General features: G+C 44.3%; 11 protein-coding genes. 6 read left to right on the top strand and 5 right to left on the bottom strand.

Going from position 1 to position 14497, the window contains the following annotated elements:
• The first annotated feature begins 45 nt into the window (after positions 1–45).
• Entirely contained in the window at positions 46–2199 is a 2154-nt protein-coding gene (gene pta / locus SPUTW3181_RS08485; protein WP_011788963.1) for a phosphate acetyltransferase, read from the top strand.
• Positions 2200–2334: 135 nt separating this feature from the next.
• Here pta and SPUTW3181_RS08480 read toward each other — a convergent pair whose 3' ends face one another.
• The gene (locus SPUTW3181_RS08480) at positions 2335–3945 is read right to left on the bottom strand and encodes an IS1634-like element ISSpu7 family transposase (RefSeq protein WP_011787758.1); all 1611 of its coding nucleotides are present in this window, start codon (positions 3943–3945) and stop codon (positions 2335–2337) included.
• A 503-nt stretch (positions 3946–4448) separates the two neighbouring features.
• On the opposite strand from SPUTW3181_RS08480, the gene SPUTW3181_RS08475 reads away from it, so the two are divergent.
• On the top strand, positions 4449–4877 hold the full coding sequence (locus tag SPUTW3181_RS08475; RefSeq protein ID WP_011788962.1) for a hypothetical protein: 429 nt from the start codon (positions 4449–4451) through the stop codon (positions 4875–4877).
• A gap of 432 nt (positions 4878–5309) precedes the next feature.
• Here the strand turns inward: SPUTW3181_RS08475 and SPUTW3181_RS08465 are convergent, their stop codons facing one another.
• Both SPUTW3181_RS08465 and SPUTW3181_RS08460 read right to left on the bottom strand, forming a co-directional pair.
• Positions 5310–6224, bottom strand: coding sequence for a class I SAM-dependent methyltransferase (locus SPUTW3181_RS08465; protein WP_011788960.1), 915 nt, complete (start codon positions 6222–6224; stop codon positions 5310–5312).
• A gap of 7 nt (positions 6225–6231) precedes the next feature.
• Entirely contained in the window at positions 6232–7338 is a 1107-nt protein-coding gene (locus SPUTW3181_RS08460) for an AI-2E family transporter (RefSeq protein WP_011788959.1), read from the bottom strand.
• Positions 7339–7435: 97 nt separating this feature from the next.
• Between SPUTW3181_RS08460 and folX the strand changes: the two genes are divergently transcribed.
• The 3 genes from folX to gltS all read left to right on the top strand — a co-directional run bounded on the left by folX (position 7436) and on the right by gltS (position 10534).
• Positions 7436–7807, top strand: a complete 372-nt coding sequence (gene folX / locus SPUTW3181_RS08455) for a dihydroneopterin triphosphate 2'-epimerase (RefSeq protein ID WP_011788958.1) — start codon at positions 7436–7438, stop codon at positions 7805–7807.
• Between the two features lie 94 nt (positions 7808–7901).
• On the top strand, positions 7902–8795 hold the full coding sequence (locus tag SPUTW3181_RS08450; protein ID WP_011788957.1) for a TIGR01777 family oxidoreductase: 894 nt from the start codon (positions 7902–7904) through the stop codon (positions 8793–8795).
• Positions 8796–9310: 515 nt separating this feature from the next.
• The gene (gene gltS / locus SPUTW3181_RS08445; RefSeq protein WP_011788956.1) at positions 9311–10534 is read left to right on the top strand and encodes a sodium/glutamate symporter; all 1224 of its coding nucleotides are present in this window, start codon (positions 9311–9313) and stop codon (positions 10532–10534) included.
• 57 nt (positions 10535–10591) lie between these two features.
• Here gltS and SPUTW3181_RS08440 read toward each other — a convergent pair whose 3' ends face one another.
• Together SPUTW3181_RS08440 and SPUTW3181_RS08435 are read right to left on the bottom strand one after the other, a co-directional pair.
• Positions 10592–13087, bottom strand: a complete 2496-nt coding sequence (locus SPUTW3181_RS08440; protein ID WP_011788955.1) for an ABC transporter permease — start codon at positions 13085–13087, stop codon at positions 10592–10594.
• Positions 13088–13089: 2 nt separating this feature from the next.
• The gene (locus SPUTW3181_RS08435) at positions 13090–13845 is read right to left on the bottom strand and encodes an ABC transporter ATP-binding protein (RefSeq protein ID WP_011788954.1); all 756 of its coding nucleotides are present in this window, start codon (positions 13843–13845) and stop codon (positions 13090–13092) included.
• 52 nt (positions 13846–13897) lie between these two features.
• On the opposite strand from SPUTW3181_RS08435, the gene SPUTW3181_RS08430 reads away from it, so the two are divergent.
• A complete protein-coding gene (locus tag SPUTW3181_RS08430) occupies positions 13898–14497 on the top strand; it encodes an arylesterase (RefSeq protein WP_011788953.1) in 600 nt (199 codons plus the stop codon).

The following is a 14497-nucleotide window of genomic DNA, read 5'->3' as shown; positions in this document are numbered from 1 at the left end:
CTCGCAGAACCTATCTGCCAAAAACCATCGAACTTAGAGGTTTTTATGTCCCGAAATATTATGTTAATCCCCATAGGCACAGGAGTTGGCCTGACCTCCTTAAGCCTTGGGATGGTTCGCGCACTGGAGCGCCATGGGGTTAAAGTACAATTCTTTAAGCCTATTTCTCAACTTCGTCCAAACGATAATGGCCCAGAGCGCTCGACCACGATTTTAAGCAAGTCACCGACAGTAAATCCATTAGAACCCTTCGATATGGCCCATGCTGAAGCGTTAATTCGTGCAGACCAAATCGATGTGTTAATGGAGCAAATCATTGCCCGTACTGCGGAATGCGCCAGCAATACCGAAACACTTATCGTCGAAGGTTTAGTCCCTACTCGTAGCCATCCTTTCGCTGACGATGTTAACTACGCCATTGCTAAAGCCATGGATGCTGATGTTATTTTCATTGCAACCCCTGGTAGTGATACACCAACAGGCCTAATGAATCGCCTCGAAATTGCCTATAACTCATGGGGTGGCAATAAGAACAAACGCTTAATTGGTGCCGTGATCAACAAAATTGGTGCGCCCGTTGATGATGAAGGCCGCGCTCGTCCTGACTTATCCGAAGTATTTGATCACCAAGGTGTTCAACGCTCCGATGCGGCCAGTATGTTCCAACTGCCAGGTAAGAGTCCACTGCGTATCTTAGGCAGTGTGCCGTACAATCTTGACCTAGTCGCACCACGCGCTTCAGATCTTGCTAAGCACTTACGCGCTCGCATTATTAATGCAGGTGAAATGCACACTCGTCGCCTGCGTAAAGTGACCTTCTGTGCGCGCAGCATCCCCAATATGGTTAACCATATAAAAACTGACTCGTTACTCGTTACCTCTGGCGATCGCTCAGATGTTATCGTCTCTGCCTGCCTTGCAGCCATGAATGGCGTTAAAATTGGTGCGCTGCTTCTGACCGGTAGCTATGAGCCAGAGCCAGAAATCCTTAAGCTATGTGAACAAGCCTTTGAAACAGGCTTACCCGTATTCTTAATTGATACTAACACGTGGCAAACCTCGCTTAATATTCAACGATTTGACCATGAAGTGCCCGTCGATGATGCGGTACGTATTGATTTAGTCCAAGATTATGTCGCAAGCCATATCGATCAAACTTGGATTGAAAGCGTCACTAAAAACTCTCCACGAGAACATCGCCTATCGCCACCCGCCTTCCGCTATAAATTAACGGAACTGGCACGTGCAGCCCATAAAACCGTGGTTTTACCGGAAGGTGATGAGCCTCGTACGATTAAAGCGGCAGCCATTTGTGCAGAGCGCGGTATTGCACGCTGCGTACTCTTAGGTAAAAAAGAAGAAATTCTACGTATCGCGGCCCAACAAGATGTCGTGCTTGGTGAAGGCGTTGTTATTATTGATCCAGAAGACGTACGGGATCGTTACGTTGAGCCTATGTTAGAACTACGTCGTAGCAAGGGCTTAACTGAAGTCGTGGCTAAAGAACAGTTAGAGGACAACATGGTGCTTGGCACTATGATGCTGGCGCAAAATGAAGTTGATGGTATTGTTTCTGGCGCCGTTAACACGACAGCCAATACCATTCGTCCTCCGTTACAACTGATTAAAACCGCACCCGGTTCAAGCTTAGTATCATCTATCTTCTTTATGTTGATGCCAGACCAAGTGTTAGTTTACGGCGACTGTGCCATTAACCCAGATCCGAATGCTGAGCAGCTAGCTGATATCGCTATTCAATCAGCGGAATCTGCAAAAGCCTTCGGTATCGAGCCAAGAGTGGCGATGATCAGCTACTCAACAGGCAACTCGGGCACGGGTTCAGATGTGGATAAAGTCCGTGAAGCGACTCGTATCGCGAAAGAAAAACGCCCAGATCTGATCATTGACGGTCCTTTGCAATACGATGCGGCTGTAATGCCAAACGTTGCCCGCTCTAAGGCGCCTAATAGCCCTGTCGCTGGACAAGCTACAGTATTTGTATTCCCAGACCTCAATACAGGCAACACAACTTACAAGGCCGTACAACGAAGCGCCGATCTGATCAGTATCGGCCCAATGCTGCAAGGTATGCGTAAGCCAGTAAATGACTTATCCCGCGGTGCATTAGTTGATGACATTGTCTACACCATCGCCCTGACAGCCATTCAAGCTTCACAAAACGATGCGGCAAAACGCTAACACTGTTAAATACGGTTAAATGATAACCACAAAAAAGCACTGGCCTGTCCCAGTGCTTTTTTTTAACCTATTTTCAGGTAAATGTACCATGATTGACTGATCGTTTAGCGATATAACCGACATTCCGCAGCTAATTTAGGAATAAACTACCTCATAGAATCTACCGAGTAATTTGAGTAGTTGTGTTTGGTGATCTTGAAGTCCAGTGATGAACCTTTGGCCGTTAATCTCTAGCGTATCTATGCCTTCGAATTGCAAGAAGACCCAACGTGCCGTCGGTCTGGAGGTCGTCTTGTTCTTTACCATACTTGGGAAGAACGCTTCGGTTTGTGCGAGTTGTTCTCTGATTTTGTGTTCTAAACTAGCGTAAACAAGCAAGCTCAACGTCATTATCATTAGCAACGCTTCAATGCGCTCAGGCTTTTTCAAGAAGATGGAAGAGGTTAAAAACTCAGGGCTTTTTAGAAAACGGAAGCCGCGCTCGACTTTTTGTTGCGATTTGTAATGTGCTAGAAGAGCCGCCATGGTGAGTGCTTCATTGTCGGTGTCATTCGTCGCGAGGATAAACATGCCTACTTTGAGCTTAGCCAGTTTTACTTTTTCTAGGTCGGTGAAGGGGGCGGCTTCGATAAAGTATTGGTATCCTGTCGGTGCTTCATCTGTCTTTGGGCGGCCCGAATGAGAGTAAGTCGGCTGTTTGATGAGAGTGCCTTGTTCAAACCCAAGTAAGTCACATTGTTTCTTGAAATCGTTAAACGCTAATTCTGCGTCAACTTCACAAGCGAATGGTTTTTTACTTAGCTTTTCCAACGCTTTGATTTCTTTTGCTATGTTTTTCTCTAAGTTCTTGAAGAAAGTGATTTCTTCCCGCTTGGTGGCCTGTTCACTGTGAACGAGCAACCAACGTTGATTGACCTTTCCGTAATCCGAGTCTATCCAACATCCTGAGTAGCCATGACCGATAGTGCTTAATTGCTCTGGCTCTAGCGCAAGTAGTGCTTGTTTTGCGAGCTTGATGGTCATGGGGACACGGGTAATGAATTTTTGATTTTGCTCATCTAGCGAGGAGATGCTTTCTTCGGTGTACAAAGCGGCATCAGCGATAAAGTAACGACTATTTTGCGCGGCTTTTAGGCAATGTATGTGTCTTTTAGTGACTTCAGCGAATGCCTTGGCATCATTGGTGTTACCACTCAGTGCTTGCATGTAAACAGGAATACCTGCTTGGTTTTCACAGATGAGTTCAAGCACGACTTGGTTAAGCTCTGGCCTATGATCCCGACTATAACCTCTTACAAGCTTAATCACGTTGGTGTTTTCATCTTGTGCATACTCACCATCAACGTGGAAGCTAGTGATATCAAGATGAACAGAATCGGTCGTCAAGCCCAGTTTATCAACAACACGCTCAGCAATAACCTGATAGAGCGCTGAGACATCGGCTTCGTATAGAGCATCTAATGTGCGGCCTAGTACATCATCAGTCAGGTGGTGTGCTTCAATGTCTTTGGCGAGTAGCTTAGATACAGGCTTGGTCTTAAAAAAGTCCGAGAACATGTGCAGTGTTCTGCTATGAAAGCCAAGTCCATTTAGGAGCATGGCCAATACCGCGTCACCATGAGAAACATTGTGGTCAGAATATTTTGGGATAACGGCATCTATCATCCGTGGCAGGCCAATTTCGTGACAAAAGGCGGCAATGAGACCAAGGTGATCTAAGCGTTTAATAACAGGATGGGTAGACATATTTTGAGACCGTCAAATAGCAGTAATAGATCAAAACTGTCGATCGCGGTCAAGATGGTGTCGTAGTTTTTATGAAAAGCTGATCGCCAGATCACACTATTTAAATTCTGGAATTAGCTGCGGAATGACGGATATAAAAAACCAAAATGACATTAGAAAACGATGGAAAGAACTCAGGAAATGCTATTCAGCTATGTGTATAGAGTGAGTCATTCTAAGAAAATATCCACAATCAACAATGGATTCTAATAAGTAACAGCCAATCGTCACTTTTTGACCAGCAGATAAATAAAGACGATATCAGTGACTTACAAAACATCACTTAAGTCTTCAACATAGTTTTCCACAGATTCTGTGGATAACCTTTTAAAGTATCTTTTACTATATGCCATAGTCACCGCCGAACAGTCAACCCATTTCCTATTATTCGTCAAATTCTTACAAAACTTGAACATAGGCGTTAAAATCGCGATACTCGAAGCAAATTCCGAGGGCACTAACCTATGCGAACTCTATTCTTTATCTCTCTATTATTTCTGTTTGGTTGTGGCGATTCAGGGAAACCGCCGACACTAACCCCAGAGGAAGTGAGTTTAGGCTTTTTCAAAGCTATCTATGTCGATCGTGATGTTGAAAAAGCCAAACAGTTCGTCAATGATCCACTAAAAGAAGTGCTAAGCCACTACTACATTGCCACTGCAGTACAACGTAATATGCTCAGTCTTTCTATGACCAACGTTGAAATGGAAATTGATGATATTGATATCGATTTTTTTCGCAAATTTACCAAAGATGTTCTCGTGGTAATTAAGATGAAAGGGCTTAAAGCGGGACAACCTTGGATTGATGATAGAACCATCCGCCTACATAAAATCGGTAATAAATGGGTGATCGTTGAGATTATGCCTGAAAAGCGCAGAGTGAATGGCTAGGTGACTTTTATTACGAGTGTCGGCTTCAAGACCTCCTTATTTTAAAGAAAAAATAGCAACCTTAGGGTTGCTATTTTCGTTGCTTGTTTTGTTACTTCCGACTCATCAAGATCCATTAGCGTTTTAGGCTGGGATCACTTCCTCTTCACTTTCAGCAGGTAAAGACGTCAGTACATCGTCCTTTACTTGATAGTAAGCATTTTCGTATTCATGAACTTCCATAACAACTCCTGCTTGATTTTGTAAGGTCACAAAGGCATGTCCTTCTATGTTGACATTTTGCCGATGAGGAAAGGGATTTCCGTGGGCAGGAGTATAACAAACCATATTATCCAGTTACAGAAAACTTTCAGTTTTGTTTGCCATTAATAACGAAAAAATACCAAAATCCACTTTTAACGCGGCAAAAGTGAATCGCGAAGTGAAAACCTTTCAGTTAGTCTTCACTCGATAGCGTAATACTTTTAATGACTTTTCTTCCGATACATCGATAAAGGCTGGCGGATTAGCGAGTCGCTCAACATATTCCAATGCTGGCGCAGCTTCAGCAACCTGTTTGCGCAGAAAAGCGGTATCCAGTTCAGGGGCATTTAAACACAGTAACACTTCACCATTATCGGTAAGTAATTCAGGTAACCGCCTAATTAAACGCACATAATCCTTAGTAGCAACAAAACTCCCCTTCTGATTGCTCGGAGGATCGGCAACAATTAATTCATAGGGACCGAGCTTTTTAAGTTTGCCCCAAGATTTGAAAATATCATGGCCTAAAAAACGTGCTCCAGCGACAAAGCCATTCAGCAAATGGTTTTGTTTACCAATAGCAAGGGCTCCTTTACTCATATCCATATTCACAACTTCATCAGCCCCGCCCTGCAGTGCTGCAACTGAGAATCCACAGGTATAAGCAAATAAATTAAGCACCTTTTTATGGCGTGCATTTGCCCTCACCCAATCTCGACCGTTGGCCATATCGAGAAAAAGTCCATGATTTTGGCCGCGCATTAAATGCACCTGAAATCGCGCTCCCTTTTCAGTAACGATATGAGGTTCTGGAATTTCGCCCTCAAGTAACTGAGTAAACGTCTCCCCCGCACAACGAAATTGATAAACGAGATTTAGAGGACTTTCAGGATGCCATGCTTGCCAACGTGCTGTAATGGCCTGCTGGCACATCGCAAGCTCGGTATCTTCGAGAGGAATAAAACTGGTTAACAATAAAACGGGGGCAAACCAATCTAAACAAATATGCTCAGAGCCAGCATAATGCCCGCCTCGACCATGAAATAAACGTACCGCATCATTACCGAGTTCTAACGTGGTGAGCGCTTGTAAAAAACGTTGCATTATTAATTTACTTCTTTTCTGTTGAACTAGGAGTCGCCTGATGATTAACAGGCTCAGATATCACTGTACTTTTGACGAGTCTATCATCGACATCATCCGACAATAAAATGGCCAACCAACCTCCACTTTTACTGGATTCAAGGGCGATTTTCACCACCATAGTCAAAGGGACTGACAGTAACATTCCTACAGATCCAAGTAACCAACCCCAAAAAATTAATGATAAAAATACCACTAACGTGGAAAGTCCAAGGCCACGTCCCATAAATTTGGGCTCAATCACATTGCCCATCACCATATTGGCGCCAATATACAATAATGCAGTCCCTCCAGCAGCGGTGGGACCAAGCTGAATAAAGGCTAACAACACGGCAGGAATGGCGGCAATAATGGAACCTATATTCGGAATGTAATTGAATAAAAAGGCGATGACAGCCCACAAAAGAGCATAATCCACACCGATAAAGGTTAAGCCAATACCCACAATGAGACCTGTCGCTAAGCTCACTAAGGTCTTTAACACCATATATTGATTAACCGATTGCAAGAAACGATCAATTTGCTGTAAGCGCATATCAGGATCATCCAGCGCTAAATGTAATTTTTTCGGTAAAGACTGTGCCTCAAACAACATGAATACTATGGTTAAGACGATCAAGAACAAGTTGGCCATTACGTTCCCTACACCCGACAACATATTCGTTGTCATCGATAAAGCCATACCTGGGTCAAAATAGGCTAAGACTTGATCTTTTGAAATGTGAATGTTCAGTGCCTGTAATTTATGAATAATCCAAGAAAACTGCTCTATTAGCTGATCACGGTATTGGGGAAGTTGTTTAGAAAATTCGTTAATGGAACTCCCTACAACGGAAGCCAACCAAAGTCCCATTAAGACTATAAAACACATCAAAAGAATGACAGCTAACCACTTAGGCACACGATATTTTGTCATTAATCCAATGGCCGGATTACAGATCATCGCAATAAAACTGGATAACACAAAAGGCACCACTATTGGGCTGGCAGCCTTTATCCCTGCCAAAATAATCACTACAAAGGCCATCACCGCAAAGCCACGATAGGCTGCTGAAGGCGCATTAGGTCGCGTCATTTATTAAAAATCCTTCTTGATCTTAGATAAAATTGTTAGGCTATCGTGACAAAAGTACCAATCTCAATCACCTAAGCCTTAATAGTAAGTTGTCATTATGAAACCAGAAACCGCGATTATACGCATTAAAAACTTAAGACTTCGCACTTTTATTGGCATAAAAGAAGATGAAATTCAGAATCGCCAAGATGTGATAGTCAATGTCGTGATCCATTACTGCGCAGAACGCGCTCGTAATAGTGATAATGTAGACGACGCACTCAATTACCGCACAATCACTAAAAAGATCATTGAACTGATTGAGAATAATCGTTTCTCGCTGCTCGAAAATCTAACAAGCCAAACCTTAGCCCTCGCGAGTGAACATCCTTGGGTAGAATTTGCTAGTGTTGAAATAGATAAACCCCATGCTCTGCGCTTCGCTGATTCAGTGTCGATGGAACTTTGCTATCAAAAAGCCGCGCAGTAGCAATCACCGTAAAGTGATCCCTTCACGCCCGTTTTCGTATATTTGTTGGGTTGGGAAATTCAACCAATGAGTTCCACATACTTAAGGAAATACCATGAAAATACTCATCACTGGCGCTAGTGGTTTTATTGGTCGCCAATTGGTTGCACTTTTAGCACCTATGCATCAGTTGACCCTATTAACCCGCTCTCCAGAACAAACGCGTAAAGTACTCGGTGCAGAGCATCAATATTTAGCTAGTTTGGATCAACTAGATGATTTAAATACCATAGATGCGGTAGTAAATTTAGCGGGCGAGCCCATCGTTGCAAAGCGTTGGAGTAAAAACCAAAAACAACTTATCTGCAGTAGCCGCTGGAATACAACTGCTAGGTTAACCCAACTTATTCAACAAAGTAGTAATCCACCCAGTGTTATGGTGAGCGGTTCTGCTATTGGGTTTTATGGTCGACAAGGTGAACAACTCTTAAATGAAAATAGCACTCCCAATATTGAATTCAGCCATGAAATCTGCAAAACCTGGGAGCAGTTAGCGCTAAATGCAGCATCGGAGCATACTCGGGTCAGTATTATTCGGATCGGTATCGTACTCGGTCACGGCGGCGCGCTAGAAAAGATGCTTCCTCCCTTTAAACTAGGTCTCGGTGGCCCAATAGGGCATGGCCGCCAAGGCATGAGTTGGATACATGTCAACGATCTCATCTCTCTTATCGAATTTTTACTCACCCATGACCAGTGCCAAGGCCTATTTAATGCCACAGCTCCTAACCCTGTGAGTAATGCCGAATTTGCGAAAACATTAGGTAAGGCACTTAATCGACCCGCAATGATCACAACACCGCCGCTTGCCTTACGTCTAGCCATGGGGGAAATGTCTGAACTACTTACTGAAGGCCAATTTGTTTACCCTAAACGGGCGCTTGAGGCAGGGTTTCAATTTCAGTACACAGATCTCGAATCGGCATTAACGGATATTGTTGCCCGCTAAATAGAAGAATAAAAAGAACAATGGAGGCGTTATTTGCGCTATGTGTAAAAAATATGGTTATAACTCAATGAAAAAACGTATTAATCCACCTTAATGAAGCTCATAGATTAGGTTGTTTTTGTGCAAAACATTTTCAACACATTTGTGCAACAACATGATTTATAAGATGATTTAACGACAAAGAAGACTTTTCCTGTTAAACTTGCCGCCATTCGGTCATAAAAGCTTTCATTCAAAGCCGTACATTGACCTCAGCAAAATCTACACTGGCCCCTAGTCGCCAGTGATTGGTACTCAGTAACGCGCCATTTTGGCAATACTGCTCTGTAAAACCAAGACCGTTCATCCGCGCTTATTCATCCCTCTCCAACATCAGGGGATTGTTCAAGATCTGTCCTTAAGATCGAGCGCTTAACATCCAGCATTAGCAGGTGCTTAATAACGAGATGGGTTATCTCTGATGGGTACTGTACCCAATCACACACCCACACTAAAACAGTTTGTAAGGAATTCTCATGCACACGACTTATACGATTGGCGAGCTAGAATCATTTTTAGTTGCTATCTTCGTGCTGTTTATCGGCCACTCCATCAATCGCCATGTACGTGTTTTTAGACAATACAATATCCCTGAGCCCATAGTGGGTGGGCTTGTTGTTGCCGCGGTTATCGCGGGCTTACACGTTCAAAATATTAGTCTTAATTTCAGTTTATCAATGCAAAATACCTTAATGCTGATGTTCTTTAGCACTATAGGCCTTTCGGCAAATTACAAACTGTTACTCAGTGGTGGTAAAAAGGTCTTCATTTTTTTAGGTGTCGCTTCACTCTATATTGTTATTCAAAATGCAGTTGGTGTCAGTTTAGCGAGCCTATTAGGACTTGAACCGATAATGGGACTTATCGCAGGTTCTATTACACTATCGGGTGGTCATGGTACAGGTGTCGCTTGGTCACAAACCTTTGCAGAAAACTATGGGATCAATACGTTAGAGTTTGCCATGGCGGCTGCAACCTTTGGCTTAGTGATGGGAGGCATTATAGGTGGCCCAGTGGCCCAACGATTAATTGGTAAGCATAATCTTGTCTCTCGCTATGGTATTGGTCGTAAGCACCATGTCGATCACCCACACTTAGTCACTTACGATCAATTAGAAGAAGATCACGTTACCGCAAAAACCATTCTCGAAACCCTTTTTGTGCTCTTATTATGCGTTGCTGGCGCAAAATGGATTACTGAGTGGGTTGGCCTATCGGGTATCGCTTGGTTAAAAATGCCTGACTTTGTGTATGCTCTTTTTTTAGGCGTTACCATCGCCAATATGACTGAACTTACCCGAGGCTATAAACCTCACACTGAGAGTATCGATGTTATTGGCACAGTCTCGCTATCACTGTTCCTTTCTATGGCATTGATAAATTTAAAACTCTGGGAAATTTTTGATTTAGCGATCCCACTACTCGTGATTTTGTTAGTGCAAACCGCAGTATTGGCGCTCTTTGCCTATTTTGTGACATTTAAGGTCATGGGCAGTAATTACGATGCAGCGGTGATAACAGGTGGCCACTGTGGATTCGGTATGGGCGCAACACCGACAGCAGTGATGAATATGGGGGCGCTGGTTTCACGCACGGGTCCATCGCCTCAAGCTTTTATGGTCGTACCGATTGTGGGCGCTTTCTTTATCGATATTGTTAACTTAATTGTCTTGCAAGGTTATTTAAGTTTTATTATGTAGCTTATCCAATCAAAAAGCACTGAGATCACCCAGTGCTTTTCTTAAGTAATAAACGGTTTAACTCCCTGCTTTTAGTAACTCAGAGCAGGATTGATTCAGTAATTGACGGCAACGCCACACCCCAAGCAAGGCCACCAGCAATGCACCGGATACAGGAGCAATTGCCCACCAAGGCCAATGCATATACACATTAAGTTCAAACACTTGAGTTTTTAGTAGATAGAGCGCAAATTCGGCTACTATCACTGCTAACACACCTGCAATACCGCCCAGTAAAGCAAACTCTAAACCCGTTGCACTGCGTAATAACCATCCTGAAGCACCAAAAGTACGCAGTACAGCAAGTTCCCGCTGCCGAGTCGCCATGCCAGCTTCCGTCTGTGCAATCAACACTAAGCCACTGGCTAATAACACTAAGACTAGCACTAAGGTCAACGACAGGGAGACTTGCTCAATAATCTGACGCAACTGCCCTACCATAGCGCCCACATCTATGATGGAAACCGTCGGAAATTGCTGAATAAGCGCCAAAATCACCGCATCCTTAGGTGAACTATCCGCATTCGTCGCCTGATCATCAAGACCTTTTTCATCTAGAAAGAAGCTCGCCATCGAGGTATACGCAAAAGGTGCAAGTGCTTCTTGGGTAAAGATCATAAAGAAGTTTGGTTGCAGAGTTTCCCAGTGCACGGTACGAATACTCGCAACTTTTACGGTAAGCTCCTGATTATCGATGATATAAGTCAACTTATCGCCAAGACCAATACCTAAACGCTCCGCCACACCTGACTCGACTGACACTTCATCGGTAGCTTGATTAAACTGCCCTTCTATTAACTCGTTATTGGCGGGTAAGGTATTACGCCATGTGAGATTGAGCTCACGAGAAATCCCGACGCGCCCCTTTTCACCAGCCTCCCGCTGTTCATTAGAAATCAAGGTTTCCCCGTTGATTTGGGTTAGACGTCCACGGATCACCGGATAAATATCCGTCGCAGTAATGCCATTTGCCGACATAAAATCATGTAAAGGCTTAGCATCATCGGGGGCAATATTGACTAAAAAGTAGTTCGGCGCATTTTCGGGTAGCTGTTTTTGCCATTCGTTAAGTAAATCTTGCCTGAGCGCCAAAATGGTCAATAACAACACGAGTGCCGCGCTAAAACCGACCAATTGCACCGCATTTTGCCGCGCACGACGCCTTAGCCCCGCTAGCGCCAATTGTAAGGGATTGGTCGTTTTCATACCTATGCTGTGACCTGCACGTATCATCACAAAACCCAGCACACTCAGTAACACACCAAGCAGTAAGACAGCCGCAACGACCGTTAGTGTCAAAGCCCAACTTTGGGAATACAAATATCCCAGTAACGCCATCGCCCCTAAACTCAGTAGCAAATGCAACCACATGCCAAGTTGCAGACCTTCTAACTGACGCTGCAGCACCCTTAGTGGCGGAATCGCCAGTAACCGCATCAAAGGGTAGGCTGAAAACATAAAGGCGCTGATAAGCCCTGTGCTTATCCCGAGCAATAATGGTCGAGTCAGTGGCGGTGAATAAGCAGCAATTTCGGGTGGCAATAGATAACTGATCCCAAAATCCAGTAACCCACCACCGATAAGACCTAAGCCTATTCCCAATAACGTCACAAGTAATAAATGCATGCCAAACAGCAGACGAATTTGTTTTGCTGAGGCACCGAAGGTTTTCAGCATGGCCACCACATCGTAATGGCGCTGACAATAACGCTGAGCAGCAATACCTATCGCAGCGCAAGCCAGTGCAATACCCATTAAACTGGCTAACAGCAAGAAACGTTCTGCTCGCTTAACAGCGCCTGCTATAGGCGAATCGCCAGATTGCACATCGACCCAGCGTTGGGTGCTATTCAGCAGCGGTTTGGCACTTTGCTCAAAAGCGATGAGGGCAGCTTCATCTCCTGCAAATTGATATAAATACGTGACGCGGCTCCCCGGTTGAATAACCCCCGTTTTTGCCACATCTTCCATTCGCATCAACACAATAGGGGATGAAGCAAAAGGATTAAACCCTGCGTCGGGCAAACGGCTGATCTCATTGCTGAGCACAAACTCACTGTTACCTAACTCTATGGATTTGGGATATCCCAAAAGCCCACCTAAACGCGTCTCAAACCAGATTTCATCCGCTTTAGGTAACGCTTTTGTTTTACCAGTGGTAAGCTCAATTTCACCTTTGAGTGGATAACCCACCTCAACAGCGCGCACTGTCACTAACTGGAATTTATCTCCCGAATAGACCATGGAATTAAATTGCATGTTAGTCACATGCTTAAGCCCAAGCTCTTCGGCTTTAGCTAAAATAGTGGGATCAATTATCACGGGTGAATCGATAATACGATCGGCTGCAATAAACGCAGCAGCCTCTCCATTAATTGCCACTTGCAAGCGCTCGCTCACCCGCGCTAAACCACTCACAGACAATACTGCGAGCGTGATAGCGAGGATAATCAGTAACAATTGCCCTTGCTGTAACTCACGTTTAAATAGGCGCCATGCCAGACTTAACTCCATATTTAAGCCTCCTTAGCATTAGCGAGTATATCGGGAGCAACGGATGGGGTTGAGACAACAGCTCTGGCGTTATCTTCCTGTAAATGGCCATTATCCATCACCAACTGCCGCTGGCAGCGTTTAGCAAGTAACAGATCATGGGTGACAAGAATTAAGGTGGTATGACTTTCTTGATTGAGCTCAAATAACATATCGGCGATCTTATGGCCGTTAACACCATCTAAATTCCCCGTAGGTTCATCGGCAAACAGCACTGTTGGCTCACAGATAAAAGCACGGGCTATCGCGACCCTTTGCTGCTCCCCACCCGAAAGCTGTTTGGGTAAATGGGTCAAGCGGTGGGATAACCCCACCCTTTCTAACATGGCCTGCGCTTTTTCCTTGGCATTTTTCACCCCTGCGAGTTCGGCGGGTAACATCACATTTTCGAGTGCTGTTAAGGTATCAACCAACATAAAAGATTGAAAAATAAAGCTCACTTTCTGTTTACGTAGTGCCGCTTTTTGCTCTTCATTGAGTGGCGATAACGCCACGCCATCGAGCCAAATTTCACCCGATGTCGGCGTATCAAGTGCTGCGAGCAATCCAAGCAAGGTGGATTTACCCGATCCAGAGGGTCCTAAAATCGCCACACTCTCGCCTTGCTTGACATCTAAGTTAATGCCCTTGAGGATAGTGAGCGTTCCTTCCTGAGTGATCACTGATTTTTCGAGGTTAACCACATTGATGGCACTGTTTTTTAAGATGACGTTAGACATAGGATCCTTCTTATATAAATCGTTCTGGTATCAATCGCTAAGATTAAAGTCAATGGCGAAGACCCTGGGGGCATTCATCCTACTGAGTATGTTAATGGCTACGCCAGTTCATGCGGCGAAGGTACTGATCCTTGGCGATAGCTTAGGCGCAAGCTATGGCATGTCGGAACAACTGGGCTGGGTCGCAATGTTGCAAAAAAATCTCCCTGAACATCAGTTTATTAATGGTTCAGTTAGCGGAGAAACTACCGCAGGCGGCCTTCGCCGATTACCCGCTTTACTCGATTCTGTCTCTCCAGATCTTGTGGTCGTTGAACTGGGAGGGAATGATGGTTTACGTGGATTCCCACCAACGCAACTCGAAAATAATCTAATCCAAATCATTACTCTAGCGCAAAAAAGTGGCGCCAAAGTATTACTCACCGAAATCATGGTACCGCCTAACTATGGCCCTCGCTATACCCAAAAGTTCACCCAAGTGTATCAAGACATATCCAAAACACAGAATATTGAATTAATTCCATTCTTTATGCAGGAAATCGCTCCTTATCCAGACTTAATGCAACGGGATGGCATTCATCCCAATGAAAAGGCCCAAGCAAAAATTGCCGCATGGATGCAACCTTGGATAGAAAAAGCCTTAAACCAATAA

The organism is Shewanella sp. W3-18-1 (assembly GCF_000015185.1).
Classification (GTDB): Bacteria; Pseudomonadota; Gammaproteobacteria; order Enterobacterales; family Shewanellaceae; genus Shewanella; species Shewanella putrefaciens.
The sequence above is the reverse complement of the archived record's forward strand: the minus strand, read 5'-3'. Positions and strand labels throughout refer to the sequence as shown.

Coding starts and splice junctions, on each gene's coding strand:
- folX (WP_011788958.1), top strand. CDS start 7,436: ATGAAACCAGAAACCGCGATTATACGCATTAAAAACTTAAGACTTCGC.
- SPUTW3181_RS08475 (WP_011788962.1), top strand. CDS start 4,449: ATGCGAACTCTATTCTTTATCTCTCTATTATTTCTGTTTGGTTGTGGC.
- SPUTW3181_RS08435 (WP_011788954.1), bottom strand. CDS start 13,845: ATGTCTAACGTCATCTTAAAAAACAGTGCCATCAATGTGGTTAACCTC.
- SPUTW3181_RS08450 (WP_011788957.1), top strand. CDS start 7,902: ATGAAAATACTCATCACTGGCGCTAGTGGTTTTATTGGTCGCCAATTG.
- SPUTW3181_RS08465 (WP_011788960.1), bottom strand. CDS start 6,224: ATGCAACGTTTTTTACAAGCGCTCACCACGTTAGAACTCGGTAATGAT.
- SPUTW3181_RS08480 (WP_011787758.1), bottom strand. CDS start 3,945: ATGTCTACCCATCCTGTTATTAAACGCTTAGATCACCTTGGTCTCATT.
- SPUTW3181_RS08430 (WP_011788953.1), top strand. CDS start 13,898: ATGGCGAAGACCCTGGGGGCATTCATCCTACTGAGTATGTTAATGGCT.
- pta (WP_011788963.1), top strand. CDS start 46: ATGTCCCGAAATATTATGTTAATCCCCATAGGCACAGGAGTTGGCCTG.
- SPUTW3181_RS08440 (WP_011788955.1), bottom strand. CDS start 13,087: ATGGAGTTAAGTCTGGCATGGCGCCTATTTAAACGTGAGTTACAGCAA.
- SPUTW3181_RS08460 (WP_011788959.1), bottom strand. CDS start 7,338: ATGACGCGACCTAATGCGCCTTCAGCAGCCTATCGTGGCTTTGCGGTG.
- gltS (WP_011788956.1), top strand. CDS start 9,311: ATGCACACGACTTATACGATTGGCGAGCTAGAATCATTTTTAGTTGCT.